The organism is Natrarchaeobius oligotrophus (assembly GCF_003841465.1).
GTDB lineage: Archaea > Halobacteriota > Halobacteria > Halobacteriales > Natrialbaceae > Natrarchaeobius > Natrarchaeobius oligotrophus.
Genome location: NZ_REFZ01000003.1, coordinates 81,056 through 105,202 on the forward strand (window position 1 = coordinate 81,056; position 24,147 = coordinate 105,202).

Sequence of the window (24,147 nt, forward strand, 5' to 3'; positions counted from 1 at the left end):
GGCTACGACTCGTCGGTAAACCACTCGCACATCCACGCGCGGCCGCGGTCGGCGCGCGAGCGACGTTCCTCGTGTGAAATCTCTTCGACGCCGACCGGAATCTCCTTGCCGTACCCTTCGTAGTAGCCCGCCGGAGCGATCCAGTCGTTGTAGAACGCCGGGATCAGCTCGGAGATCAGGTTCAGCGCGACTCGAGCCCCGTCGCCCGCGCTCACGAGAGCCTGATGGGGGGTCCCGGTGATCCGACCGGCGGCGTAGAGCCCCTCGACGGTCGTTCGACCCTCCGCGTCGGTAACGATCTCGCCGACGGGTCCGTCTTCCTCCCGTTCGGTTTCGACGCCCAGTTCCTCGAGGTAGTCGCTTTTCGACCACGACGCGGCGAGAACCGTCCGGGTGAGGATTCGCTCTCCGTCGACCACCACCTCGAACCCGTCCTCGCACCGTCGAACCGTCTCGACGGTCGCCGATCGGACGGTACACTCGGTCCGTGCGACGTGTTCGCTCATGAGTTCGAGGAGCTCTCGCGGCGCGATTCCACGCGGAAAGCCGAGGTAGTTCTCGACGTACGCGCACTTCTGGAGCGTCGATCGTCCGTTCTCGAGTTGCAGCGTTTGCAGGCCAGCGCGAGCGCAGAACAGACTCGCCGCACACCCGGCGGGACCGCCGCCGATCACGACGGCGTGATAGCCCTCGTCGGCCGGCGGATCGATCGCGGGCTCGTTCGCCGTTTCTCGCGCCGATTCCGGTGCGGTACAGTTCGTTTCGTTCGTCGATCGTGTGTCGGTTCCGCTCGGTTCAGTCGGATTCGTCGGTGGCATGTGTCGTGTGTGTCCGTGTGTCGGCGGTGGTGTTCGTCCGGGAGTCGGCGGACGAACCGCCGAGCGTCGCGTCGATCAGCGTTCGCGTCTCGGCGTGCGTCGGTTCGGAGAGCAGTTCGCTCGTCGGACCCTCGTCGACGACGCGACCGTCGGCGAGAACGAGCGTTCGGTCGGCCAGCCGTCGCGCGATGTCGAAGTCGTGGGTCACGACGAGCATCGACCGGCTGTTCCGTCGACCGAGTCGTTCGAATAGCGAGCAGAGGCGGTGGGTCGTCACCGTATCGAGCGCGCTCGTTGCCTCGTCGAGCACCAGCAGATCCGGCTCCAGGGCGAGCGCGCGAGCCACGGCGACCCGCTGTGCCTCGCCGCCGGACAGTTCTCGCGGATACCGGTCACCGTATCCCTCGAGACCCACGTGCTCGAGCAGTTCGCGGACCCGCTGGTCGCGACGCGATCGACTCCAGCCGGCCCCGACGAGCGGTTCGGCGACGCTCTCGGCGACGGTGCGTCGCGGATCGAGACTCGACCGAGGCGACTGGAAGACGTAGCCGACCGACGCCCGTTGTGCAGGTCGCCGCTCCGCGACCGGACCGGCGATTTCGCCGCGTATTCGAACCGTCCCCGCGGAGGGGGTCTCGAGCCCGGCGATCAGCCGGGCCGCCGTCGTCTTGCCGGCACCGGAGCGCCCGACGAGGGCGACGCACTCGTCCTCGCGAACGGAAACCGACGCGTCGACGAGCGTGTCCGTCGTCGTTTCGCGCCCGAGGAGGGCGGAGACGAACGATCCGTCGCGGTAGCGCTTGGTCGCGGTCTCGAGTTCGGCGACGATCGCGTCACCGGTGCCCGGAGCCGACGACGTTCCCCCGTCGACGGCCCGTGAAGTCGACCGACGAGCGTCGACGAGCGTCGAGGTGTAGGGATGCGCCGGGTTCGAGAACAACCGATCGGTGACGCCCCGGTCGACGAGTTCGCCCTCGCGCATGACGACGGTTCGATCGCAGCAGTGCTCGACGACGTCGAGGTCGTGGGTGATCAGGAGGACGGCGAGATCGCGTTCGGCCATCACCCGCTCGAGGGTCTCGAGCACGTGCGCCTGGGTGACCGCGTCGAGCGAACTCGTGGGCTCGTCGAGTACCAGCACGTCGGGATCGCCGGCGAGGGCGATCGCCAGCAGCGCCCGCTGATTCTGTCCGCCCGAACACTCGTGGGGATACCGATCCGCGAACGCCGGCTCGAGTCCGACGTCCTCGAGCAGGCGATTCACGCGCGATTCGTGTCGCCGCCGCCACCGCCGGCGTCTCCCGTCGACGCTCTCGGCGATCTGTTCGCCGAGGGTGTACGCGGGGTGGAGGGCGTCGTCGGCGTTCTGGAACGCGAGGCCGACCCGCCGTCGGCGGATCCGTCGGACCGTCCCGTCGTCGGCCCCGACGAGTTCCGTTCCCCCGATCCGAACGGAGCCCGACGCTTTTCCGCCGAGTCCGACGAGCGCGAGTCCGAGCGTCGACTTTCCGGCGCCGGATTCGCCCACGAGACCGACGAACTCTCCCCGCTCGAGGGACAGCGAGACGGTTCGAACGGCGACCGTCTCCCCGTAGCGGACGGTGAGGTTCTCGACGCTCACCATCGCCCGTTCGTCGCGGAGCTCGATCGACGCCGGCTCGGGAGCGGCGGCCGTCATCGGTTCACCTCCGTCGGATCCGTATCGAGCGCGTCGCGGAGCCCGTCGCCGAGCAGGTTGAACCCGACGACGATAACGGCGATCGCGATCCCCGGGGCGTTGACAAGCCACGGCGCTGATCGGAGGTAATCGGCACCGTCCGCCACCATCGCTCCCCACTCCGGCGTCGGCGGCTGCGCACCCAGTCCGAGAAAGGAGAGGCCGGCCGCGGCGAGAACGACGCCGCCGAGATCGAGCGTCGCGAGCACGACGACGGGACCGGCGACGTTCGGCACGAAGTGGGTCCGGATCAGTCGCACGCGGGAGATGCCCGCGAGCTTCGCGGCGTCGACGAACGGCTCCTCGCGGACGGACAGGACCGAACTCCTGACGACGCGGGCGTAGCTGGCCCAGCCGACGACCGCCAGCGCCAGGAGGACGTTGCGGAGACTCGGCCCGAGGATACCGGCGATGACGAGCGCCAGGACGATCCCGGGAAACGCGAGGAGGAAGTCGACGACGCGCATCAACGCCTCGTCGACGAGCCCGCCGCACAGTCCGGCAACCAGCCCGACGACGAAACCGATGACGAGCCTGACGAGGGTGATCGCCACGGCGACGGCGAGGGTGATTCTGGCGCCGTGGACGAGTCTCGTCAGGACGTCCCGACCGAGCGGATCCGTACCGAGCGGGTGAGCCGTCGACGGCGGCTGGAGCCGATTCGACAGCGCGCCGGCGTTCGGATCGCCGACCAGCGCCGGGCCGACGATCGCGACCAGCACAACGAGTGCGACGACGATACCGCCGGCCAGGCTCGCGGGATTGCGTCGCAGTGCCCTCCGGAGGTTCGATCGTCCGACGGCTTCGACGCGACTCGGATCGTCGATCGTGCTCATCTACTCGCCTCCAGGTCGATCCGCGGATCGAGGTACCGATACGAGAGGTCGACGAGGAGATTCGTCGTCACGAACAGGACGGCGGTCACCAGTACGACCCCCTGGACGACCGGATAATCCCGTGCGAAGATCGCGTCGACGAGAAGCGTCCCCAGGCCCGGGCGATCGAAGACGACCTCGACGATGACCGCACCGTTCAACACGTACGCGAACTGGAGGCCGATGACGGTGACGACAGGGATGAGGGCGCTGCGAAGCGCGTGCCGACAGACGACGACGCGTTCGCACAGTCCCTTCGATCGCGCGGTTCGGACGTACGGCTCCTCGAGCGTCTCGAGCAGCGACGCACGCAGCAGCCGGGTGACGACCGCGGCCAGTCCCGTTCCCAGCGTCACCGCCGGCAGGACGAGGTGCGAAACGCCTCCCGACCCGGAGGTCGGAACGGCGCTGAGCGGGAGTGCAACGGCGACGATCAGCAGGTATCCCAGCCAGAAGTTGGGGACCGAGACGCCAAAGAGCGCTCCGAACTGGCTGAGGTAATCGAAAGCCGTTCGACGATACACCGCGCTGACGATGCCCGCCGGAACGGAGATGAGTACCGCGACGAGCATGGCGGCGACGGCGAGTTCGATCGTCGCTGGGAGGTGAGCCGCGATCAACTCGCGAACCGTTCGGCCGTGAAAGTACGACTGACCGAGGTCGCCGGTGAGGACGCCGCTGAGCCAGTCGGCGTACTGCACGTGAAGCGGCTCGTCGAGGCCGTGTTCCGTGCGGAACTGGGCGATCTGCTCGTCGCTCGGCTGACTGTTGAGTTGCTCGCGGAGAATCGTCTCCGCGGGATCGCCCGGCGTGAGCAACACCAGCGCGTACGTGACGACGCTCACCGCGCCGAGGACGACGACCGAACTCGCGAGGCGTTTCAACAGGTACCGGTGCATGGCGTTACGTCGAGAGCGTGGTCCAGTCGGTCATGTGTGGAATCGCGTGGAGGTCGGGACCGTCGACGTCCGCGCCGGTTCCGATGACGTAGTCCTTGTAGTAGATCGGAATCGTCACCCCGTCGTCCATCACGCGCCGCTGTACCTCGCGGTACGCCTCGCGTTTAACGTCCTCGTCGAAGGCCGTGTCACCCCGTTCAATGAGTTCGTCGACCTCCTCGCCGGGGTTGACGACGCCGGTTCCCTCGCTTTCGTACTGATCGACGTTGTCTCCGCCTTCGGAGTGGTACATCACGTACACGAGGTAGTCGGCTGCGCCGTTTATCGATCCGAGCTCCACGAACGCGAGATCCGCCTCGCCGCCGGTGTACTCGGAGAAAAACGCCGCCGACTCGACCTGTTCGATAGCGACGTCGATCCCGAGGTCGTCGTACCGGCGTTGCATCTCCTGAGCGATGAGTTGTTGCTCGGACTGATCACCGTCGATGATAAATCGTAGCTCCTCCCCGTCGTACGCCGACGCCTCGAGGTACTCCCGAGCCCGGTCCGTATCCGTGTGCGCCGACAGCTCGTCGTGGGCCGACCACGGAATCGTCTTCGAGAACGGCGATCGTGCCGGTTCGCCGACCCCGTCGAGTACCTCCTCGACGAGTTCGTGTTGGTCGACCGCGTACTGCAGGGCCTTCCTGAGATCGCGATCGCTCGTCGCCTCGCGGTAGCGATTCACCATCACCATTCCGGTTCGCGGCTCGGTTTCGGTTCGAACCTCGAGGTCGTCGCTCGCGGCGAGTTCCTCGTAGCTCCCTCGCGGGAGGTCGAGGGCGACGTCGGTCTCGCCCGACTCGAGACGAAGCGATCGAGTCCGGGGATCGGTGACGCCTTCGAAGACGAGCGTCGGTTCCGGGACCGTTCCCCGGTAGTCGTCGAACCTCACCGCTTCGACGGGCCGGTCGGGGGTGACGTCTTCCGCGACGTACGGGCCGGTCCCGACCGGCTCGTCCGCCGCTGGATGTTGCAGACTCATCAGCGGATGCGCGAGGTTTCCGGGGGTCGCCGGCTCCGGCTGCGTGGTTTCGATCTCGAGTTCGTACTCGTCGACGGCCGTGAAGCTGTCCGGCGTGAGGCGGGTGAATCCGATGGGGCGGGCCTCGAGGAGCGCCGCTAACGCGTCGGCCGCGAGCGACGCGGTCAACTCGCTGCCGTCGTGAAAGCTCACGTCGTCTCGCAGTGAGAACCGCCACGTCGTCTCGTCGAGCGTCTCCCATTCACGGGCGAGTTGTGGCTCGACGGACTGCAGGTCCGCGGGAGCTGCCGTCAGCGTTTCGTGGAACGGCGTGTGGTAGGGAACGACGCCTCCGTACGCCTCCCAATCGCCGTCGGTCGGATCGCTCGCCAGACTGATTCGGACGGGCGCGTCTCCTGAGGCGTCCGACGTGAGACAACCGGCGACCGAGGCGAAGCTTACACCTGCGACTCCGGTTACCAGCTTTCGACGCGATACCGGCATCCCGGCCGGTTCGTTGCCGTGCGTTCCGTGCGTTTCGTGTGGTGTGGATCGGTTCATACGAGGAACTCCAGTGAGTTGTTCACAATATTAAACACATATTTATTAATCTTTGCTAAATTCATTTGGCAAAATGATATTGTTCACAGTTCGCATTCTCTGGCGGATGGGACGCCGGACGCCCACCCCGCTCACTCCCGGTCATGCGGAATCTGCGCCGTGATCGACCGAATCCGTTCTGCGGTCAACGCCGAAAGCGAAACGCGCTCCCCGCCGGTTTCGGCGACGATCACGTCGGAGAGTCCGTGGCGAGGATCCTCGGCCGCGTCCACCACGAGAACCTCGTCGACCGTTTCGGCGAGACGCCGGGCGGCCGCCCTCGTCGCCTCGGTCGGACTGCCCGCCGCGACGTTTCCCTTTCCGTCGGTTACGAGGAGCACGATCGCCGCGTTCGAACTCTCGTGCTCGAGGACCGAACGCGCCGTCTCGAGGCCCGCCGAAAGCGGCGTTCGGTCGCCGGTCGGGAGCTCTTTGAGGTGACGGGCCGCCAGCGAGACGCTTTTCGTCGGCGGGAGCAGGACGTCGGCGTCGTCACCCGCAAACGCCACGAACGCGATCCGGTCGCGGCTCTGGTAGCTGTCCTGCAACAGCTCGAAGACGACCCCCTTCGCCGCTCGCATCGCCGGTCGCATGGACGCGCTCGCGTCGACGACGAAGACGATCGTCGCCTGCGTCTCGCCGCTTCGAACGGATCGGCGCAGATCCGTCTCGTCGACGCGAGATCGCCCCCGCATCGCGGCCGACCGAACCGACGCCGCGGCGTCGATCGGTCCGTCTCTCGACGCGGGTTCGGTTCGGACGCGGGGTCCACGGTTGTCGACGCTCGGTGCGGCGTTCGTCCTCGAGCCGCTCGTCGATTCACCGCGGGCGCCGCGGCGACCCTCGAGCGACGGCGCGGTGGCGTCGCCGACGCCCGCTCGTCGCTGTCCCGGAAGCAACGGGGTCGCGTCGTCGTCCGTGTCGGGATCGGCGCTCGAATCGTTCGCGTCGGACGCGTCGCGCTCGTCCGATCCGTCCGTCGTCCCGGACGACCGATCGTCGAGCGATCTCGGTCGCGACGTTCCCGTGGAGCCGTCCATCGGTCTCTCTTCGCCGTCGTCTTTGGACGAGTTCGCGTCCGGTGTCCGTCCGCCGTCGTCTTCGGGCGAGTCGGCGTCCGATCTCCGTCCGCCGTCGTGACGATCCTCGGCTGCGCCGTCGTCACCGACGCCGTCGGCGCTTTCGCGCGATCGATCTCCGCCGGATTCGTCGGTCGGGTCGCCTTCGTCGGGGTCGGACCCGTCCGAGTCGACCTCGTCGGAGTCGGACCGCTCGTCGCCGTCGCGCGCCCCCCCGAACTGCTCCTCGAGGATCTCCTCGAGGTCGGGTGCGTCTTCGAACGGCGTGCTCCGAAGGCGGTGTGGGAGCGTGTAGGACGCCGCCTCGAGGACGGTGGATTCGTTCACCGTCGACCGGCCGTCGAGCGCGGCCAGCGCCCTGGCCGTTCGCACCGTGGCGACGTCGCCCCGGTGACCGTCGACGCCCGCCTCGAGACAGAGTCGAGCGACCTCGACCTTCCGCTCGCGGGGAATCGCCACCTCGGACAACCTCGTCTTGGCTTTCGCGAGCCGTTCGCGGAGGGCCCGTACGTCCTCGGCGGCGCGTTCGGCCGATACCGCGTCGCCATCGGAATCGGGATCCGACCGGCCGGACTCGAGGGCTCGATCGATGATCTCGACGCGCGAATCGAGGTCTCGAGCGCCTTCGACCGTCGCCCGGAGGGCGAACCGATCGCGGAGCTGCGGACGGAGGTCGCCCTCCTCGGGGTTCATCGTTCCGATCAGGGTGAACGACGCCGGGTGGGTGACGCTCACGCCGTCGCGTTCGACCGCGTTGATCCCGCTTGCCGCCGCGTCGAGGATGACGTCCACGAGGTGATCCTCGAGGAGGTTCACCTCGTCGACGTAGAGGATGCCGCGGTGGGCCCGCGCGAGCAATCCGGGATCGAATTCGACCTCGCCGTCGACCGCGGCCCCGACCGAAAGCGTCCCGACGACCCGGTCGCGCGTCGCACCGAGCGGCAACGGGACGAGCGGCGGCGGTCGACGCTCGACCGGCGGCTCCTCGCGATTTCGACAGTCCGCACACTGCAGGCTCGGATCGTCGGGCGCGCAGCCGTAGGGACAATCCGTAACCGTCGGCTGTTCCGGGAGGACGTCCACCAGGGACCGGACGGCCGTCGACTTGGCGGTCCCCTTCTCACCGGAGATCAGGGCCCCGTCGAGATCCTCGTCCACTGCGACGGCGAGTAACACGCGTTTGAGTTCGTCCTGACCGACGATGGCCGGAAACGGGAGCGACGATACCTTTTTGGCCCCGCGCTCTGCAACCATACTTGTGCTAATACAACAGAGGTTTAAATAATCGATGATACGCATCGGCATCTACACGGCGACCGAAAACGAACTGGGGTCGCTCGGCCGCGCGGCCGAGCGACTCGAATCCGTCGAACTGGTGGTCAGATCCGAGTCGGACCTCGACGACGAGGCGGCGATCGAGGCGTTCGTCGAGGAACTCGAGACGGCGACGGCGGCGATTTTCTGGCTCCACGGCGCCGAGGACAGCATGCCCGGCTACGAGTACGCGACGGCGAAACTGACCGAGGCGGACGTTCCGCTCGTGGTGAAGTCCACGGGGGACGCGTTCGCCGTCGAGGACACGACGATCTCCGACGCACACCGCGACCTGGCGTACGAGTACCTGGAGAGGGGCGGAACGATCAACGTCGAAAACCTGTGTCGGTTCCTGCGTTCCGAGTACGGGGACCGAACCGTCGAGTACGACGATCCGGTCGCGCTTCCGACGGAGGGGGTCTACCATCCCGATCATCCGGGGATCGCGTACGAGGAACTCCTCGAGACGTTCGATCCCGACCGCCCGACCGTCGCGGTCTGGTTCTACGAATCCCACTGGACGCACGAGAACACTCGCTACGTCGACGCGCAGGTGCGGTCGCTCGAGGCGAAGGGAGCGAACGCGTTGGCGATCTTCTGTAATCCGGTGACGGATTCGGCCGAACGCGCGGACGACGAGGCGTCGGGAGACGCCGAGTGGGTGACCGACAACTGGTTGACCGATTCGGACGGCGAGGCGATCGTCGACGCCGTCTGCTCGTCGTTCATGTTCTCGCTCTCGATGGACGAGCGCGGTCGAAGCGCGAGCGGGGAGGGAACGTCGGCCGAGGACGTGTTTCTCGACCGTCTCGGCGTCCCGGTGATCCAGACGATCACCACGATGCGGTCGCGATCGCGGTACGAAGCCAGCGACACCGGCGTCATGGGGTTCGAACTCGCCCTCTCCGTGGCGCTGCCGGAGTTCGACGGGAACGTGATCACCCACCCGATCTCCGGGAAAGAACGGACCGACGACGACGCGGGCATCGGCACCGCGCCGAAACACCACTTCCCGATCGAGGACCGGATCGATCACGCGACCAGCCTCGCGGTCAACTGGGCGCGCCTGCGGCACACGCCGAACGAGGAGAAGAAGGTGGCCGTCGTTCTCCACAACTACCCGCCGAGCGACGACGGCATCGGGACGGCGTTCGGCCTCGATTCGCCCGAATCGACCGTAAATCTGCTTTCGGAGCTGGACGCTCGCGGCTACCGGGTCGGTGACGCGGTTCCCGAGGACGGGCGGACGCTCGTCGACGAACTGACCGCACAACTGACTCTCGACGATCGCTGGGTTGCACCCGAAGACGTCCGCGATCTGGCCGTCGACGTGGTGTCGACCGACCAGTACCGGGGCTGGTTCGAAGCGGCCGACGAGCGGTTCCAGGAACGCGTCCGCGAGGAGTGGGGCGAGGTGCCCGACCGGCCGTTCGCCGTCCCCGGCGTCGAACTGGAGAACGTTCTCGTCACCGTCCAGCCGCCCCGCGGGTTCGGGATGGATCCGTCGACGGTGTACCACGACTCCGATCTGCAGCCCCCCCACGATTACTACGCGTTCTACGCCTGGCTTCGCACCGAGTTCGAGGCGGACGCCGTCGTCCACCTCGGCACGCACGGCAGCCTCGAGTGGCTGCCCGGCAAGACCGTCGGGTTGAACGGCGAGAGCGCGCCGGATGCCCTGGTGGGCGACCTGCCTAACGTCTACCCCTACATCGTGAACAACCCCGGCGAGGGAACCCAGGCGAAACGGCGCTCCTACGCGGCGATCGTCGACTACCTCACGCCGGTCATGCGAAACGCGGGCACCTACGACGAACTGGCGGAACTCGAGGAACTCGCCGACCGGTACCGTGAAGCCGGCATGGAGGACGCTCGCGCCGACGACGGTGCCCACCTCGAGGCCCTGATCCGGGAGGCGGTCGACGAACTGGATCTCGCGGTCGAACTCGGGATTTCGGGGACGATCGACGAGACGGTCGACGTCCGCGGGCCCGAGGAGGCCGGCTCGACGCTCGCCGAGGGAACGGTCGAGGGCGACGTCGTCGACGCGGACGAACTGGTCGAACGCGTCCACGAGTACCTCACGGACGTGAAGACGACGCAGATCCGCCTCGGGTTGCATACGATGTCCGAACCGCCCGAGGGCGAGCGACTGGTCGAGTATCTCGTTGCCCTCACGCGCCTCGAAAATCCGGGCGCGCCGAGCCTGCGCGAGAGCGTCGCCGGCGTACTCGGCGTCGACTACGAGGCCATGCTCGAGTCGCCGGGAGCCTACGACGAGCAGCTGGGGATGACCTACGCCGAGGCCGCGGACGCGGTGTACGAGACGAGCGTCGAGTTGATCGGGACGCTCGCGGAACGGGACTTCGACGTGCCGGTCTCCGAACGCGAGGGGGGCCGCGACGACGAAGTAAACATCAACCTGCTGATCGTCGACCTCGAGACGATCGGCGACGCGAAGGCGAAACCGGGCGCGCACGACCGGCTGCGCGAAGCGCTGGCGTTCGTCTGTCAGGAGGCACACCCCCGCGTTCGGGGTGCCGAAGACGAGATCCCGCGGACCGCGGACGCGCTCGAGGGCGAGTACGTCCCGCCCGGCGGTTCCGGAGCGCCGACGCGCGGCGGGGTCGACCTGCTCCCGACGGCGCGGAACTTCTACACGCTCGATCCGCGGAAGGTGCCCGCGAAGTCGGCCTGGCACGTCGGCAGCGAGGTCGCCGAGGGCGTCCTCGAGCGCCACCGCGACGAGCGCGCGGCGGCGGAATCGAGCGACGACGGCACGGAGCCGCGAGGAGGTGGCTACCCGGAAGAGATCGGCGTCGTCGTCTGGGGAACTCCGACGGTCCGCACCCGCGGGGAGACGATCGCCCAGGTGCTCGCGACGATGGGCGTCGAGCCGGTCTGGACCGACGCCGGTCGGATCGACGGCGTCGAGCCGATCCCGCTCGAGGAGCTGGGACGGCCACGGGTCGACGTCACCACCAGGGTTTCCGGCCTGTTCCGCGACGCCTTCCCGGCTGCGGCCGGCGTCGTTCACGACGCCGTCGACGCGGTGGTCGACCTCGACGAACCCCACGAGATGAACTACGTCAAAAAACACGTCGAGGAGGAGCAGGCGGCCCTCGAAGAAGACGGACTCGACGCGGGGGAGGCCCGGAACGCCGCGATGCACCGGGTTTTCACGACGAAACCCGGCGGCTACGGGGCCGGGACCAACAAGGCCGTCGACGAGGGCAACTGGGACGACCGCTCCGACCTCGCGAGCGTCTACGTCCAGTGGGGCGGCTACGCCATGGGCTCGCGCGGGCGCGTCTCGGCCGCCCACGGCGCGTTCGAGCGGCGGCTCTCGAGCGTCGAGGCGACGGTGAAGATCGAGGACACGATGGAACAGGACGAGTTCGACTCCTCGGACTGGTACGCCTTCCACGGCGGCTTCATCTCTGCGGTCGCCGAGGTTTCGGGAACCGAGCCCGCGTCGTACGTCGGCGACTCGTCCGATCCGGACAACGTGGACGTCTACACGAACGAAGAGAAGGTGCGCAAGGCGATGCGCGCGCGGGTGCTCAACCCCGACTGGCTCGAGTCGATGGAAGAACACGGCTACAAAGGGGCCGGAGACCTCTCGACGACGGTCGACGTGACTCTCGGTTGGGACGCGACGACGGGCGTCGTTTCGGATCGCCTCTGGGCGGAGGTCGCCGAGAAGTACGCGTTCGACGAAGCGCGCCGGGAGTGGATGCGGGAGGTGAACCCGTGGGCGCTCGAGTCGATCACCGACACGTTGCTCGAGGCGATCGACCGCGGCCTCTGGGACGCAGACGACGGGACGTCCGATCGCCTGCGGGACGTGAACCTCACCGTGGAGGGTGACCTCGAGGCGCGAACGACCAACGACGCGATCGGGGTGGGGACCGATGACTGACGGAACGGAGCCGTCCGACGACGACGCCGAGGAGAGCGGGGAGTACGCTGACCTGGGTGCGACCACCCGGAACGCGATGGAGATCGCCGAGACGAGCATGGACATCGTCCGGCAGTTCGTCCCCGACGAGACGCTCGCCGATCGAGTGCGACAGAAATCCGTCCACTCGATGGGCGACGTCGAGTTCCAGCACCTGCTCGAGTTCACGGGCGCCGACGAACGTGGCGACGACGAGGACGCGCCGGTTCGAGCCGGCGCGAGGGCGGTGCTCGAGGAGGCCACCATCGTGACCGACATCACGATGACGAAAGCCGGCATCACGAGCCGGGGCCACGACTGCGAAAAGCGCAAGGCGATCGGCCACGGCGCGGAGTTAGCGAAGAAAACGGGCATGACGCGGACCGCTGCGGCGGTGCTCGAACTCGACGAACGCGGCGTGTACGACGGGGCGATCGCGTCGATCGGGAACGCGCCCACGGCCGCCTTCGCGCTGGCGGATTGCATCGAGGACGGAACCCGCCCGGCGGTGATCGTCGCGACGCCGGTCGGCTTCGTGAAAGCGGAGGAGAGTCGCGCGCGGATCCGCGAGATCAGCGAGACCTCCGGCGTGCCCGCGATCACGAACGTCGGCCGCCGCGGCGGGAGCGGACTCGCGGCGGCCCTGACGAACGAGTTGATCCACGTCGCCTCGGACGTCCGCGCGGGGGCGGTGGCGCTCGAACCCGCCGAACGCGAGGCGGGTGAGCGATGAGCGACGGCTACGACCTCGAGAGCGGACCGGACCCGGCGACGGCCGCGGCCCGCGCGCCGGAGCCCCCAGTCGACGACGAGGCGGACGTCGCCTACGCCGTCGGAATCGGTCCCGGGAACCTCGAGTACCTCACGCCCCGCGGCGAGCGAGCGATCCGCGACGCCGACGTCGTCGTCGGCTTTTCGACCGTCGTCGAGTTCGTCGAGGACCTGACCGAGGCCGATCCGTTGACCTGTGGCTACCGCGACGAAGCCGAGGCGCTCGAGGCGTTCGGCCGGCGCGTCGCCGCCGGCGAGCGCGGAACGGCGGTCCTGATGGGCGATCCGAACCACTCGGGCTACCAGTTCGTCGGGAAGGTACGGACCGCGATCCGGCGGGAGGCGGCGCACGAGGCGGTCGATCCGCCCCTGTTACGGATCGTCCCGGGGATCTCCTCGCTCCAGGTCGCGGCGAGTCGCGCCCGCACGCCGATGGAAGACGCCGAGTTCGTCACCCTCCACAAGAGCGGCGACTGCTCGGCGGACCTCGAGAGGCTCGCGCGGGCGGCGGGCGATCGACACCTGCTCGTCCTCCCGCGTCCGTTCGATCTGATGCCCGGCGACGTCGCCGACTTTCTCCTCGATCGGGGTGCCGACGGCGACCTCGAGGCGCTCGTTCTCGAGAAACTGACGCACGACGACGAGCGGATTCACCGATTCACGCTGGCAGAGTTGGCGGAACACGCCGGGGGAAGCGGACGCGAGGAGACGCCGTTTTCAGACCTGGTCGTGCTCGCGGTTCGCACGGACGTCGACCTCGAGTGACGGCGGAAACCGATCGATACCCTCTTTTGAAACTCTCATTGGAGTAGTCCAACCCTACTTCAGCAAGTGGACTTGCCGAAATACAAACAAAATTGTTTTACCGGCGGCGGGAGACTGGCCGGACGATGTCCGCTATCGCGCTTCCACACGACGCCAAAGCGGGGCCGACCAAGCCGGAGGTGCGCTCGGTGGTGCTCGGGAAACTCGAACTCGAGCCCGCCGACCACTTCGTCGACGTCGGCTCCTGTACCGGTGCCGTGACCATCGAGGCGGCACGCCGGGCGGGACGAGTCACCGCTATCGAACGAAAAGCCGCTCGACTCGAGGTGACGGAAAAGAACCTCGCGGCCAACGACGTCCGCGCCGAGGTCGACTGCACGAACGCGGAAGCGCCCGCCGGCATTCCGGACGGCGCGGACGCGATCTTTCTGGGCGGCAGCCGGAACTTCGAATCGGTCCTCGACCGAGCCGTCGAAGTCGGCGCGGGACGGATCGTCATGAACGTCTCGCGACTCGAGGTGGCCGGGCGGGCGGTCGACGCGTTTCGAGACCGAGGCCTCCTCGAGGAGGTCCTTCAGGTACAGGTGAGTCGCGGCTACGAACTCGCCGGGGCGACCAGCTTCGACGCGAACAATCCGGTCTACGTCCTCGTCGGCTCGGCGGCGCGAGCCGACGGTGGAGAGGTGACCGGCCGGTGACGCTCTACGGCGTGGGGCTCGGTCCCGGCGACGCCGACCTCGTGACGGTTCGCGGAAAGCGCGTCCTCGAGTCGGCCGACGTGGTCTACTCGCCCGGTCGCCTCTCGAGATCGGTCGCACTCGAGCACGTCTCCGAGTCGACGATCGGGGATCTCGACTTCCCGATGACGAGCGACGAAACGACGCTTCGGCGAGCCTGGAAGGAAGCGGCTGCGGAGGTCGCTCCTCGAGCCAGAGCGGACGACGTCGCCTTCGTCACGCTCGGCGATCCGAACGTCTACTCCACCTTCGGCCACCTCCGTCGGACGCTCGAGGCGTTCCATCCGGACGTCGACGTCGAAATCGTTCCCGGCGTCAGCGCGATGACGGCGTTCGCGACCGCGCTGGGCGTCGAAATCGAGGCCGGGGCGGGACTGTCGCTTCGAGAAGCGGCCGGCGGCGAGAGCCCGACGGGTCCCGACAGGATGATCCTGTTCAAAGTAACCGATGCGCCGGCGACGCACGAGGGACTCGTCGAGGCGGGCTACGACGTTCGCTACGGACGTCGGCTGTTCATGGAACACGGCGAAACGATCGTCACGGACGATCCCGCCGACCTCGCGGACCGCGATTACTACACGCTGGCGTACGCCGAGAAGCGAGACCTCGAGATCGAGTCGGCGACGGCGGCGTTTCAAACGGACGCGCCCGCTTCGGCTGCGGCGGACGCCCCTGACGGCGAACCGACCGCGACGAGCGCAGAGCGGACCGACGGCGGCGTCGCGGATCTCGAGCGCACGGAAGCCTGCGAGGGCGGCGATTGCGGAGGACACACCGACGAATGACGAACGCGACAGACGACGAACGACACGATCCGCAGGCGGCGATCGACGCACAGGGTGATCGACGACGGACCGAGTTGGACGACCGAATCTTCGAGCACGCCGCGGGTGACGACCAGGAGGGAATTCCCTTCGTCGGCGCCGGACCCGGCGATCCCGGTCTCCTGACGGTCACCGGAAAAGAGCTGCTCGAGGGGGCCGACCTGGTCGTCCACGCCGGGTCGCTCGTCAACAGCGAGCTGCTCGAGTCCTACTGCGGCGACGCCGAGTTAGTCAATTCGATCGGCAAGGACCTCGAGGAACTCGTTCCGTTGATGCACGATGCGTACGAGGACGGCCTGTCCGTGGTTCGTCTGCACAGCGGCGATCCCGCCATCTTCGGGGCGGCGCTCGAGCAGATGGACGCCCTCGAACACGAGGGCGTTCCCACCTACTTCGTGCCGGGCGTCACGTCGGCGTTCGCGGCGAGTGCGACGCTCCGGACGCAACTGACGCTCAACGAGGTCGCCAACCACGTCGCGTTCACCCGCCCGCAGGGCAAAACCTTGAGCGAAGACGAGGATCACGTCTCCGAATTCGTCGGGATGGGCGACGTGACGACCTGCATCTACCTCGGCACGCACGCCGTCCGCGACACGATGGAGCGGCTGCTCGAGGACGGCCACGATCCGACGACGCCCGTCGCGGTGGTGTACCACGCCTCCTGGCCGGACGAAGACGTCCTCGTCGGAACGATCGACTCGATCGCCGACCAGGTCGAGGAGGCGGGCTATCGCGCCTCCGCGCTGGTCGTCGTCGGCGACGCCGTGACGGGAGCCGGATACGAGCGGTCCTACCTCTACGGCGACTGGGCGAACGGCGAACCGGAGTCGTCGGATGCGACCGAAACGGAGGCGGGTGACGACTGATGAGTACGAACGACGAGGACGCGGAGGCGGACTCGAGCGGACACTGCTCGACGCCCGACAGCGACGGAGAGGTCGCCGAGGAGATCGCGATCGTCTCCTTCGAGCGAAAGATGGAGACGGCCGAGGCGATCAGAGAGGGGATCGAGGATCGGTACGAGGCGATCGAGATCCTCGAGTACCACGGCGACGTCTTCGACGAACACTGGGGCGAGTACGACTGTTTCGTGGGCCTCATGGCTTCCGGAATCGCGATGCGCAAGACGGCACACCTGCTCGACGACAAGTGGGACGATCCCGCTATCGTCGTCGTCGACGAGGAGTTGACGTGGGCCATCCCGATCACGGGCGGCCACCACGGCGCTAACCAGGTCGCCGGCGATCTCGCCTCGCTCGGTGCGATTCCCGCGATGACCACGGCGTCGGAGGTTGCGGACAAACAGGGCGTCGAGGCCCGCGCGAAGGCGATGGACGCCCACGTCGTCAACGGCGATTCGACGGTGCAAACGAACCTCGCCGTCCTGGACGACGAACTCGGTCCGGTCGCCCGCCTCGACGGGCCGAAAGCGGTACTGGTCGGCGACGACGTGACGGTCCTCAAACGAAACGGCGCGGACGGATGCGTGATCGGGACCGGCAGCGTCTCCGGCGCGAGCGCGGACTCGTTTCTCGCCGCCTGGTGGACGGCCCTCGAGCGAACCGAATACGATCTCGACGACGTCGAGTTCGTCGCCACGGCGACCCGCAAAGAAGACGAGACGGGTCTCCTCGAGGCGGCCCGGGAGCTCGACCTGGGCGTCGTGGTCTTCGATAAGGAGACGCTGCTGGCCAACGAAGGGCCGACCCCGTCGCGATCGAAGGAGTTGATCGGGTGGCCGGGCGTCTCCGAGGCGGCGGCGATCGCCGGCGGTCGAGAGCGGGAACTTGTGCTCGAGAAGATCGGGTACGAAAACGAGGTCACGGTGGCGATCGGTCGATGAGTCCCGACGGTCACTCGAGCGCCGACGGGACGCCGGACGACCACGGCACGCTCTTCGTCGTCGGGATCGGCCCCGGCTTGCCCGACCACACGACCGCGAACGCAAAGCGGGTTATCGAGTCCGCCGACGTCGTCATCGCCTCGAGTCTCTACCAGACCTTCCTGCGGGAGGACGGAACCCTGCCGCCCGAAGACGCGGTCGACGAGAACGGCGTCGTCACTCGCGACGATGGATCCGAACAGGAGATCGTCCGTTCGACGATGGGCCGACAGATCGAGCTGGCGAGGCTCGCGTTCGATCGGGTTCGGGACGGACGGGACGTCGCCCACGTCTCCGGTGGCGACCCGTCGGTTTACGGGAAATCCGACCTCATCTTCACGATGGCCGAGGAGGAAGATGCGACCGACGTCCCGATCGAGATCGTTCCCGGTCTCACCGCCGCCCTCGGCGGCGCGGCGAACGTCGGCGCGCCGCTGTGTAACGACTTCTGTACCGTCTCGCTGTCGGACAAGTGGCGGGGCTGGGACGAGATCGAAGAGAAGCTGCGAGCGGCGGCGATCGCCGACTTCGTGATCGTCCTCTACAACTGTTGGCGCAACTACGAGGAGGCCGTCGAGATCGTTCGCCAGGAGCGGACCGACGACGCGCCGGTCGCCATCGTCAACGACGCCGGCCGCGCCGACGCCGGTCGCAACGGCGAGAGCGAGTTCCTCACCACCCTCGCCGAGGCGGCCGAGCACGACGAGAAAGTGTCCGGGATGGGAACCTCGCTCATCATCGGCACCCACGAGACGAAAACCTGGAGCAACGACGATCGAACGTACCTCGTCACCCCGCGCGGCGGGCGTGACGTCGACAACTTCTGAGCGCATGAACACCGATACCACCGAAGACGCTGAATCGAAATGCGGTGCCTCGACGACCGACTCGAAGTGCGGCGGTTCGTCGACGGACGAGACGACCGACTCGAAGTGCGGCGGTTCGTCGACGGACGAGACGACCGACTCGAAGGCGGACTCGAAGTGCGGCGGTTCGTCGACGGACGAGACGAACGAGACGAAGTGCGGAGACTCCGCTTCGTCGTCCGCAAGTTCGAGTTCACGCACCACGTCTGGTGCGTCCGAGAGCAAGCGCGACTCCGTCGAGGAGCGCGTCGGCGCGACGGTCGCCGACTTCGACGGCGACGCCGGCACGCTGATGGCCGTCGGTCTCGGCCCCGGCCACCCCGAAGGGATGACTCGTCGAGCCAGAGAGGCGTTGCTCGAGGCCGAACACATCGTCGGCTACACGACGTACGTCGAGCTGTTACCCGACGAGATCACCGACCAGGCCGAGGAGCTCTACGACACGCCGATGTGCGGAGAGGTTTCTCGAACCGAGGAGGCGATCGATCGGACGCTGGCGGGAAACGACGTCGCGATCATCGGCAGCGGTGATCCGAACGTCTACGCGCTCGCCGGACTGGCGCTCGAGATCCTCGAGTCGAAAGGAGCGACGGCGTCGATGGTCGACTTCGAGGTGATCCCGGGCGTTCCGGCCGCACAGTCCTGTGGTGCCCGGCTGGGTGCCCCGCTGGTCAACGACACGGTCTCGATCTCGCTTTCGGACCACCTGGTGGCGATGCCCGAGATCGAGTCCCGTCTGCACGCCGCGGCGAAGGAGAACTTCACGATCACGATCTACAATCCCTGGAGCCGAAAGCGCAGGGAGAACTTCGAGAAGTGCTGTGAGATCCTCCTGACTCACCGCGAGCCGACCACGCCGGTCGGTATCGTCCACGCCGCCGGTCGCGAGGACGAAGACGTGATGATCACGACGTTATCGGAACTCGAGGATCTCGGCGAGAGCGAGATCGTCGACATGACGACGACGATCGTCGTCGGCAACGAGGAAACGTACGTCTGGGACGACCGGATGGTCACCCCGCGGGGGTACGAGACGAAATACGACTACTGACCGAGCGGCAATCGACGCAATCCACTACCAGAGATCCATGCCACGATACGAAGTGACGATCGAAACGGACGCTTGCGACGGTATCTTCGCCTGTTTGACCCGCGATCCGCGGTTCGTCGAAGGGGCGGACGGTCTCGCCACGATCGACCCCGACGGCGATCCGATCTACGACGGCGACGGAACGGTAACCGACGCCGACGGGCGCGTCGTCGCGACGTTCGACGACGATCGAATCGACGACGCGAAACGAGCAGCAGCCGCCTGCCCGACGGACGCGATCCTCGTCCGGGAGGTCGGCGAATGACCGAGCGGACGTCGGAGACGTCCGTCGCGTCCGGCGGCGAACGCGAACTCGAGGTGCCGGCCGACCCGGTGGCGGCACATCCCGCGTCGGCGTACTTCTGGGGACACGTCGCCGGTAGCGGAACGGTCGCGGACGACGGCATCGAAGTCGTGACCGCCGACGAGCGATCGGCGACGGTGCTCGCGGCCATCGCCGGCGGCGAGATCGAGCACGAGGCGTCGAGCCGACCGTACGTCCACGACACCTCGATCACGCGCACCGAGGACGAGTACGCGCTCACGATCGACGCCGACGAAGGCGGGCTGCTCGGTCGGACGACCGCGCTCGGCTTGCCGGTCGACGGTCGCGGAAACTACCGGTTTACCGCGTTCGCTGAACACGAACGCGAACTCCTCCGCGGACTGTTCGAGGGCTGTGGAACGATCTGTTACAAATCGAGCAGCGAAACGGTCGGGATCTCGTTCGTCCACGAGGACGAGGCGCTCCTCTCGACCGTTCTCGACCTGCTCGCGGACGCTCCCGTCGAGGCGCCGACCGGTTCCCTCTCGGAGACGGCTTCGGGCGGGTACTGGTTCGGCGTCGACGACGACGCGGCACCCGACGTCGGGAGCTGGCTGTACGAGACGTGCGAGGAAACCGGCCTGTACGCGCCGAGCCGACGGCGAAAACTCGAGCGGAGTCTGGAACGGGCCGACGACGCCGACTGACCGAACCGACCGACCGCCAGACCGGTCGAGCCTACACGGACACGGATTCACACATGCATCACACGACCGACGCCACGCCGTCGTTCGACGACGAAGCCATCCTGCTCGTCGGCCACGGATCCCGTCGCGAACGATCGAACGAGCAAGTTCGCGAACTGGCGGCCGGCCTCGAGTCGCGCCTCGAGATACCGGTCGACGCGGCGTTTCTCGAGTTAGCGCAGCCATCGCTCGAGGACGCGTTCGACGACCTCTCGAGCGTCACGGAAACGGTCACGGTCGTTCACTGCTCGCTGTTCGCAGCGAGTCACGTCAAAAACGACGTGCCGCTCGCGATCGAACGCGCGCGGGCGCAATTCGACCTCGAGATCCACGCCGGCGCTCACCTCGGAATCCATCCCGCGATCGTCGACCTCCTCGACGATCGGGCGGCAGCCGTCGAGCGATCGCTCGGCGTCGACCGGGAGCGAGACGACGTCGCCGTCGTCCTGTGTGCCCGCGGCTCGAGCGACCCGGACGCCAACGCGGACGTCCACAAGCTCGCTCGACTGTTCTACGAAGGGCGGCCGTTCTCGCGGGTCGAGGCGTCGTTCGTCGGCGTCACCGAACCGGTACTCGAAGCGAGCTTACACGCCGTGGCCAAACATCGGCCCGACGCAGTCGTCGTCCTCCCGTACATGCTGGGTGACGGCGTCCTTACCCGGCGAGTTCGGGAGTGGACCGACGAGTTCGACGCGGACTATCCGTACGTCGATGCGGCCGCGGGCGATCCCCTGGGGACGGACTCGCGGTTGCTCGACGCGTTCGCAGACCGGTGGCAAGAAGCGCGGTCGGGGAGCGTCGAGATGTCCTGTGATACCTGCAAGTACAAGGTCGATCTGACGGGGTACGAGGAGGACGTCGGTGGCGCGCGCGCGATGCTGCGAGCGCTGTCACACCAGGGCGCACACGCAGACCGGGAGAACGTCGACGACGAACCCCACTCGCACGACGGGCCGGAAAAACACGTCGCCGTCTGCACGAACCGAACCTGTGCGAACGCGGGCTCGCCGGCCGTCCTCGAGCGGTTGCGACAGGCAACTCGCGACGGCGACCGCCGTGACGTCCGCATTACGCGGTCGTCGTGTCTCGGTCGCTGTGGCGACGGGCCGATGGTCGCCGTCTATCCCGACGGGATCTGGTACGGCGACGTCGATCAGTCGGACGCAGAACGTATCGTTTCGTCCCACCTCGAGCGGGACCGCATCGTGAGCGACATCGTCGATCGAACGCTCTAATCCAACTGATACCCAGCCTACAGATGAGCTGTTACGAACTCGAAGCACTGAAACTCGGACTGTTGAACGTCCTCGGAACCGCCGATCGAAGCGCCCGCGAACACGCCGAAACCGAACTCGAGGGACACCTCGACGGACCGATCGGCGCGCTCGCGGCGGCCGACTCCCTCGCGGAGATCGAACGTCACCTCGACGCGGCGCTGGTCGACCTGGAGGAAGACGTCGCGGCGATGAGCGCGGACGATCCCGAATACGGCTACACCCGCGGTCGGTTACTGGCCGTCAGAGACGCGGAGCGAGCCGTCCATCGACTCACCGCCCAGGGAGAAAGCATCCTCGACGGTCTCGACGATGCACACGACCTGTTGCACGAAACGTTCCCGGACGAATGACGGGCCCACAGCGCGCTTCGGAGTGGCGACGCGTCGCGCTCGGCGACGTCGAACCCGCCCGAAGCCGGCACATGTGGACGCGCTCGAGCGTCCACATCGACGGGGACCACCTCGTCGCTGGACGGTGGGATGGCACGATCGTGGCCGTCGATCGCGAGTCACTCGACCGTCGGTGGGACGTCGACCACCCCGGCCGGCCAGCCAGGATGGACTCCCTCGAGGACCTCCTCGTCGTCGCCAGCCGTGGAGAACGGGGGGCGATCGTCGCGTACGATCCGGAATCGAGCGAAACGCGGTGGAGCTACGACACCGCGTCGGACGTCGGCTCGCCGGCCAGCGACCGGCTGTTCGCTCTGCCGTACGTCGTCGCGCTCGAGACCGACGACGACCGCGGAGTGCTGTACGCGGCGGCTCGACGGTACGAGCGCGTCGACGGGAGCCGCCGGTGGCGAAGCACGATCTACGCGATCACCGCCGACGGGAGCGTTCGGTGGCGGTACGAAACCGACGCGTCGCCGATCGCCCTCGCTCTCGACGCCGACGGCGAACGGCTCGCGGTCGGCTACAACCGCTGTCCGGGCGACCACGACGTCGGACTGGTGGTTCTCGACGCCGCGTCCGGGCACCCGCGCTGGAACTGGGATCCCGGGACGGCGGGGGATCGTCGCGTCGGCGACGTCTCGTTCGGTGGCGACCACCTCGCCGTCTCGAGCCACGGCGACAAGCGCGGCTACCTCCTCGGTCCGACGGGCGAGGAACGGTGGCGAGTCGACCTCGCGACCGAAACCGAAATCGACGGCGAAACGCTGTACGCGTATCCCACCCACGTTCACGCACGTACCGACCGCGTCGCGTTCGTCACGGGGAACACTTACGCCACGGATCGGCGCGAAACCGAGCACCGCCATCCGAACGAACACCGGCTCGCGACGTTCGACAGCGACGGGGCAATGCGCTGGGAGGCGTCGCTCGGGGGGTTCGCCCACGAACTTGCTAGCACCGACGAGCGACTCGTCGTTCCGTCCGCACAGAACTTCCGCGTTCGCGATCCGGATACTCACGCCGTCCGCCGGTTCGGTCTCTCGAACGGCGAGGAAACCCGCGAGCGCTTCGACGGCGTCGCCACCGCGGTCGCGGCCAGCGACGCCACGATCGCTGCGATCGAAGAGCCGGTCGTCTATCACGACGACGGCCGCGTCTGCGGAGCGTACGCGCTCTGGACGACGTCGCTCGAGTGACCGGCCGGCCGCGAGGATTCGAGCCCGACGGCGGTCGGCCGGTGAGGCCACCGCAGACGGCGGCGGAGAGACGGTCGTGTCCGCCCCTCGTCCCGCAAACCGTGCGCGCTTTCTCGCTACTTCGACAGTTGGCGGCGAAGTTGGGTCCGGCCGCGAGCAGTCCGAGCCACGGTCGCGAGGTTGAGAATCGACTGCGCGACCCACGTCCCCTTGTACAGTGGTGCCCGATTCTCGTACCCGGACTCGAGTGGCGCGTGATCCCTGTAGCTCGAGCGAAACGTCTCCCGCAATCGCGATCGTTCGTCGGACGGGATCGAACGAGCGCTATCGACGAAGCGCACTTCCGCTCGCGCAACTGCGTACTCCGCCGGACCGACGTGGGCGTTTCCCCAGTCGAGGAGCGCGGTGATCGATCCGTCGGCCTCGACCAGGACGTTGTCGGGCTGAAAGTCGCCGTGACAGAGGACCGGGCGGGGGGCTGACGAGCAGTCCGACGGCGTTCGAACGGCCGAAGAAAGCGCGTCGACGACGGACGGCGGAGTCGGATCGCAAACGCGGAGCCGCGTCGACTGTTCCGGGGCGCGTCCGAGCCCGCCCGTTCGATCGAAATCGAGTTCGGCCGCCGACCACGCGTGTAATCGACCCAGGATCGATCCTGCGTCGGCGACGAGTCGACGCCGAGCCGCGAGGTCGCACGCCCCCTCCCGACAGACTGAGGGGGGTTCCCCGTCGGCGAACTCGTAGAGGGCCCATCGAGAGCGCGGTGCGTCCGTCTCGTCGAAGTCCTGGAGCTCTCCAGTGGGACGAGTGACGAACCGTCCCGACGCCAGTACCTCGGGGACCGGCAGCGCCGTCCGATCGGCGACGAGTCGACGGACGGCCGGCTCGACTACCTCGCCCGTCCACACGCTCGCCCCCGCGAGTTTGCAAACGGCGCGTCCCGGATCGTCGTCGAGTTCCAGGAGGTACGTCTCCGCCACCGAACCGGCGGTCGGCCGGCGCCACGTCCGGACGGTCGTCCCGAGAACCGCCGAGACGAGACGACGAACGGAGGCGGGAGCCGGATCGTCGACGTCGCTCATCCGTGTGGG

General features: G+C 67.6%; 21 protein-coding genes. 14 read left to right on the plus strand and 7 right to left on the minus strand.

The features are described from left to right. Nucleotides 1-2: 2 nt before the first annotated feature. From EA472_RS05355 to EA472_RS05380, 6 genes are all read right to left on the minus strand, one after another. Nucleotides 3-818, minus strand: a complete 816-nt coding sequence (locus tag EA472_RS05355; protein ID WP_124190488.1) for an NAD(P)/FAD-dependent oxidoreductase — start codon at nucleotides 816-818, stop codon at nucleotides 3-5. Next, on the minus strand, nucleotides 796-2,496 hold the full coding sequence (locus EA472_RS05360) for an ABC transporter ATP-binding protein (protein WP_124190489.1): 1,701 nt from the start codon (nucleotides 2,494-2,496) through the stop codon (nucleotides 796-798). Before EA472_RS05360 ends, EA472_RS05355 begins: the two co-directional genes overlap by 23 nt. Then, nucleotides 2,493-3,371, minus strand: a complete 879-nt coding sequence (gene nikC / locus EA472_RS05365) for a nickel transporter permease (protein ID WP_124190490.1) — start codon at nucleotides 3,369-3,371, stop codon at nucleotides 2,493-2,495. Before nikC ends, EA472_RS05360 begins: the two co-directional genes overlap by 4 nt. Next, a complete protein-coding gene (gene nikB / locus EA472_RS05370) occupies nucleotides 3,368-4,309 on the minus strand; it encodes a nickel ABC transporter permease (RefSeq protein ID WP_124190491.1) in 942 nt (313 codons plus the stop codon). Before nikB ends, nikC begins: the two co-directional genes overlap by 4 nt. A gap of 4 nt (nucleotides 4,310-4,313) precedes the next feature. Then, nucleotides 4,314-5,873, minus strand: coding sequence for an ABC transporter substrate-binding protein (locus EA472_RS05375; RefSeq protein ID WP_124190492.1), 1,560 nt, complete (start codon nucleotides 5,871-5,873; stop codon nucleotides 4,314-4,316). Between the two features lie 131 nt (nucleotides 5,874-6,004). Beyond that, nucleotides 6,005-8,245: a VWA domain-containing protein gene (locus tag EA472_RS05380; protein ID WP_124190493.1), complete on the minus strand. Its 2,241-nt coding sequence runs from the start codon at nucleotides 8,243-8,245 to the stop codon at nucleotides 6,005-6,007. Between the two features lie 34 nt (nucleotides 8,246-8,279). On the opposite strand from EA472_RS05380, the gene cobN reads away from it, so the two are divergent. The 14 genes from cobN (at nucleotide 8,280) to EA472_RS05450 (ending at nucleotide 23,056) form a co-directional block, all read left to right on the plus strand. Beyond that, nucleotides 8,280-12,227, plus strand: coding sequence for a cobaltochelatase subunit CobN (gene cobN / locus EA472_RS05385; protein ID WP_124190494.1), 3,948 nt, complete (start codon nucleotides 8,280-8,282; stop codon nucleotides 12,225-12,227). Further along, the gene (locus tag EA472_RS05390) at nucleotides 12,220-12,978 is read left to right on the plus strand and encodes a precorrin-8X methylmutase (protein ID WP_124190495.1); all 759 of its coding nucleotides are present in this window, start codon (nucleotides 12,220-12,222) and stop codon (nucleotides 12,976-12,978) included. The genes cobN and EA472_RS05390 overlap by 8 nt, the downstream gene beginning before the upstream one ends. Continuing rightward, nucleotides 12,975-13,781, plus strand: coding sequence for a cobalt-precorrin-7 (C(5))-methyltransferase (locus EA472_RS05395; RefSeq protein WP_124190496.1), 807 nt, complete (start codon nucleotides 12,975-12,977; stop codon nucleotides 13,779-13,781). Before EA472_RS05390 ends, EA472_RS05395 begins: the two co-directional genes overlap by 4 nt. An 80-nt stretch (nucleotides 13,782-13,861) precedes the next feature. Then, on the plus strand, nucleotides 13,862-14,479 hold the full coding sequence (gene cbiT / locus EA472_RS05400; RefSeq protein WP_124190497.1) for a precorrin-6Y C5,15-methyltransferase (decarboxylating) subunit CbiT: 618 nt from the start codon (nucleotides 13,862-13,864) through the stop codon (nucleotides 14,477-14,479). Further along, complete coding sequence (locus EA472_RS05405; RefSeq protein ID WP_124190498.1) at nucleotides 14,476-15,303, plus strand: cobalt-factor II C(20)-methyltransferase; 828 nt, start codon at nucleotides 14,476-14,478, stop codon at nucleotides 15,301-15,303. The genes cbiT and EA472_RS05405 overlap by 4 nt, the downstream gene beginning before the upstream one ends. Continuing rightward, entirely contained in the window at nucleotides 15,300-16,208 is a 909-nt protein-coding gene (locus EA472_RS05410) for a cobalt-precorrin-4/precorrin-4 C(11)-methyltransferase (RefSeq protein ID WP_124190499.1), read from the plus strand. Before EA472_RS05405 ends, EA472_RS05410 begins: the two co-directional genes overlap by 4 nt. Then, nucleotides 16,208-17,185, plus strand: coding sequence for a cobalt-precorrin 5A hydrolase (gene cbiG, locus EA472_RS05415; RefSeq protein ID WP_124190500.1), 978 nt, complete (start codon nucleotides 16,208-16,210; stop codon nucleotides 17,183-17,185). Before EA472_RS05410 ends, cbiG begins: the two co-directional genes overlap by 1 nt. Beyond that, nucleotides 17,182-18,051: a precorrin-3B C(17)-methyltransferase gene (locus EA472_RS05420; protein ID WP_124190501.1), complete on the plus strand. Its 870-nt coding sequence runs from the start codon at nucleotides 17,182-17,184 to the stop codon at nucleotides 18,049-18,051. The genes cbiG and EA472_RS05420 overlap by 4 nt, the downstream gene beginning before the upstream one ends. Before the next feature lie 4 nt (nucleotides 18,052-18,055). After that, nucleotides 18,056-19,141: a precorrin-3B C(17)-methyltransferase gene (gene cobJ / locus EA472_RS05425; protein WP_124190502.1), complete on the plus strand. Its 1,086-nt coding sequence runs from the start codon at nucleotides 18,056-18,058 to the stop codon at nucleotides 19,139-19,141. Between the two features lie 37 nt (nucleotides 19,142-19,178). Next, the gene (locus EA472_RS05430; protein WP_124190503.1) at nucleotides 19,179-19,445 is read left to right on the plus strand and encodes a ferredoxin; all 267 of its coding nucleotides are present in this window, start codon (nucleotides 19,179-19,181) and stop codon (nucleotides 19,443-19,445) included. Then, nucleotides 19,442-20,152, plus strand: coding sequence for a cobalamin biosynthesis protein (locus tag EA472_RS05435; protein WP_124190504.1), 711 nt, complete (start codon nucleotides 19,442-19,444; stop codon nucleotides 20,150-20,152). Before EA472_RS05430 ends, EA472_RS05435 begins: the two co-directional genes overlap by 4 nt. A gap of 53 nt (nucleotides 20,153-20,205) precedes the next feature. Further along, on the plus strand, nucleotides 20,206-21,426 hold the full coding sequence (locus tag EA472_RS05440; RefSeq protein ID WP_124190505.1) for a CbiX/SirB N-terminal domain-containing protein: 1,221 nt from the start codon (nucleotides 20,206-20,208) through the stop codon (nucleotides 21,424-21,426). 23 nt (nucleotides 21,427-21,449) lie between these two features. Continuing rightward, entirely contained in the window at nucleotides 21,450-21,818 is a 369-nt protein-coding gene (locus EA472_RS05445; protein ID WP_124190506.1) for a DUF3209 family protein, read from the plus strand. After that, nucleotides 21,815-23,056, plus strand: a complete 1,242-nt coding sequence (locus EA472_RS05450) for an outer membrane protein assembly factor BamB family protein (protein ID WP_243637784.1) — start codon at nucleotides 21,815-21,817, stop codon at nucleotides 23,054-23,056. Before EA472_RS05445 ends, EA472_RS05450 begins: the two co-directional genes overlap by 4 nt. Nucleotides 23,057-23,172: 116 nt before the next feature. Here the strand turns inward: EA472_RS05450 and EA472_RS05455 are convergent, their stop codons facing one another. Next, nucleotides 23,173-24,138 (minus strand): phosphotransferase family protein, encoded by a 966-nt coding sequence (locus EA472_RS05455; RefSeq protein ID WP_124190507.1) that lies wholly within the window; start codon nucleotides 24,136-24,138, stop codon nucleotides 23,173-23,175. Nucleotides 24,139-24,147 lie beyond the last annotated feature (9 nt).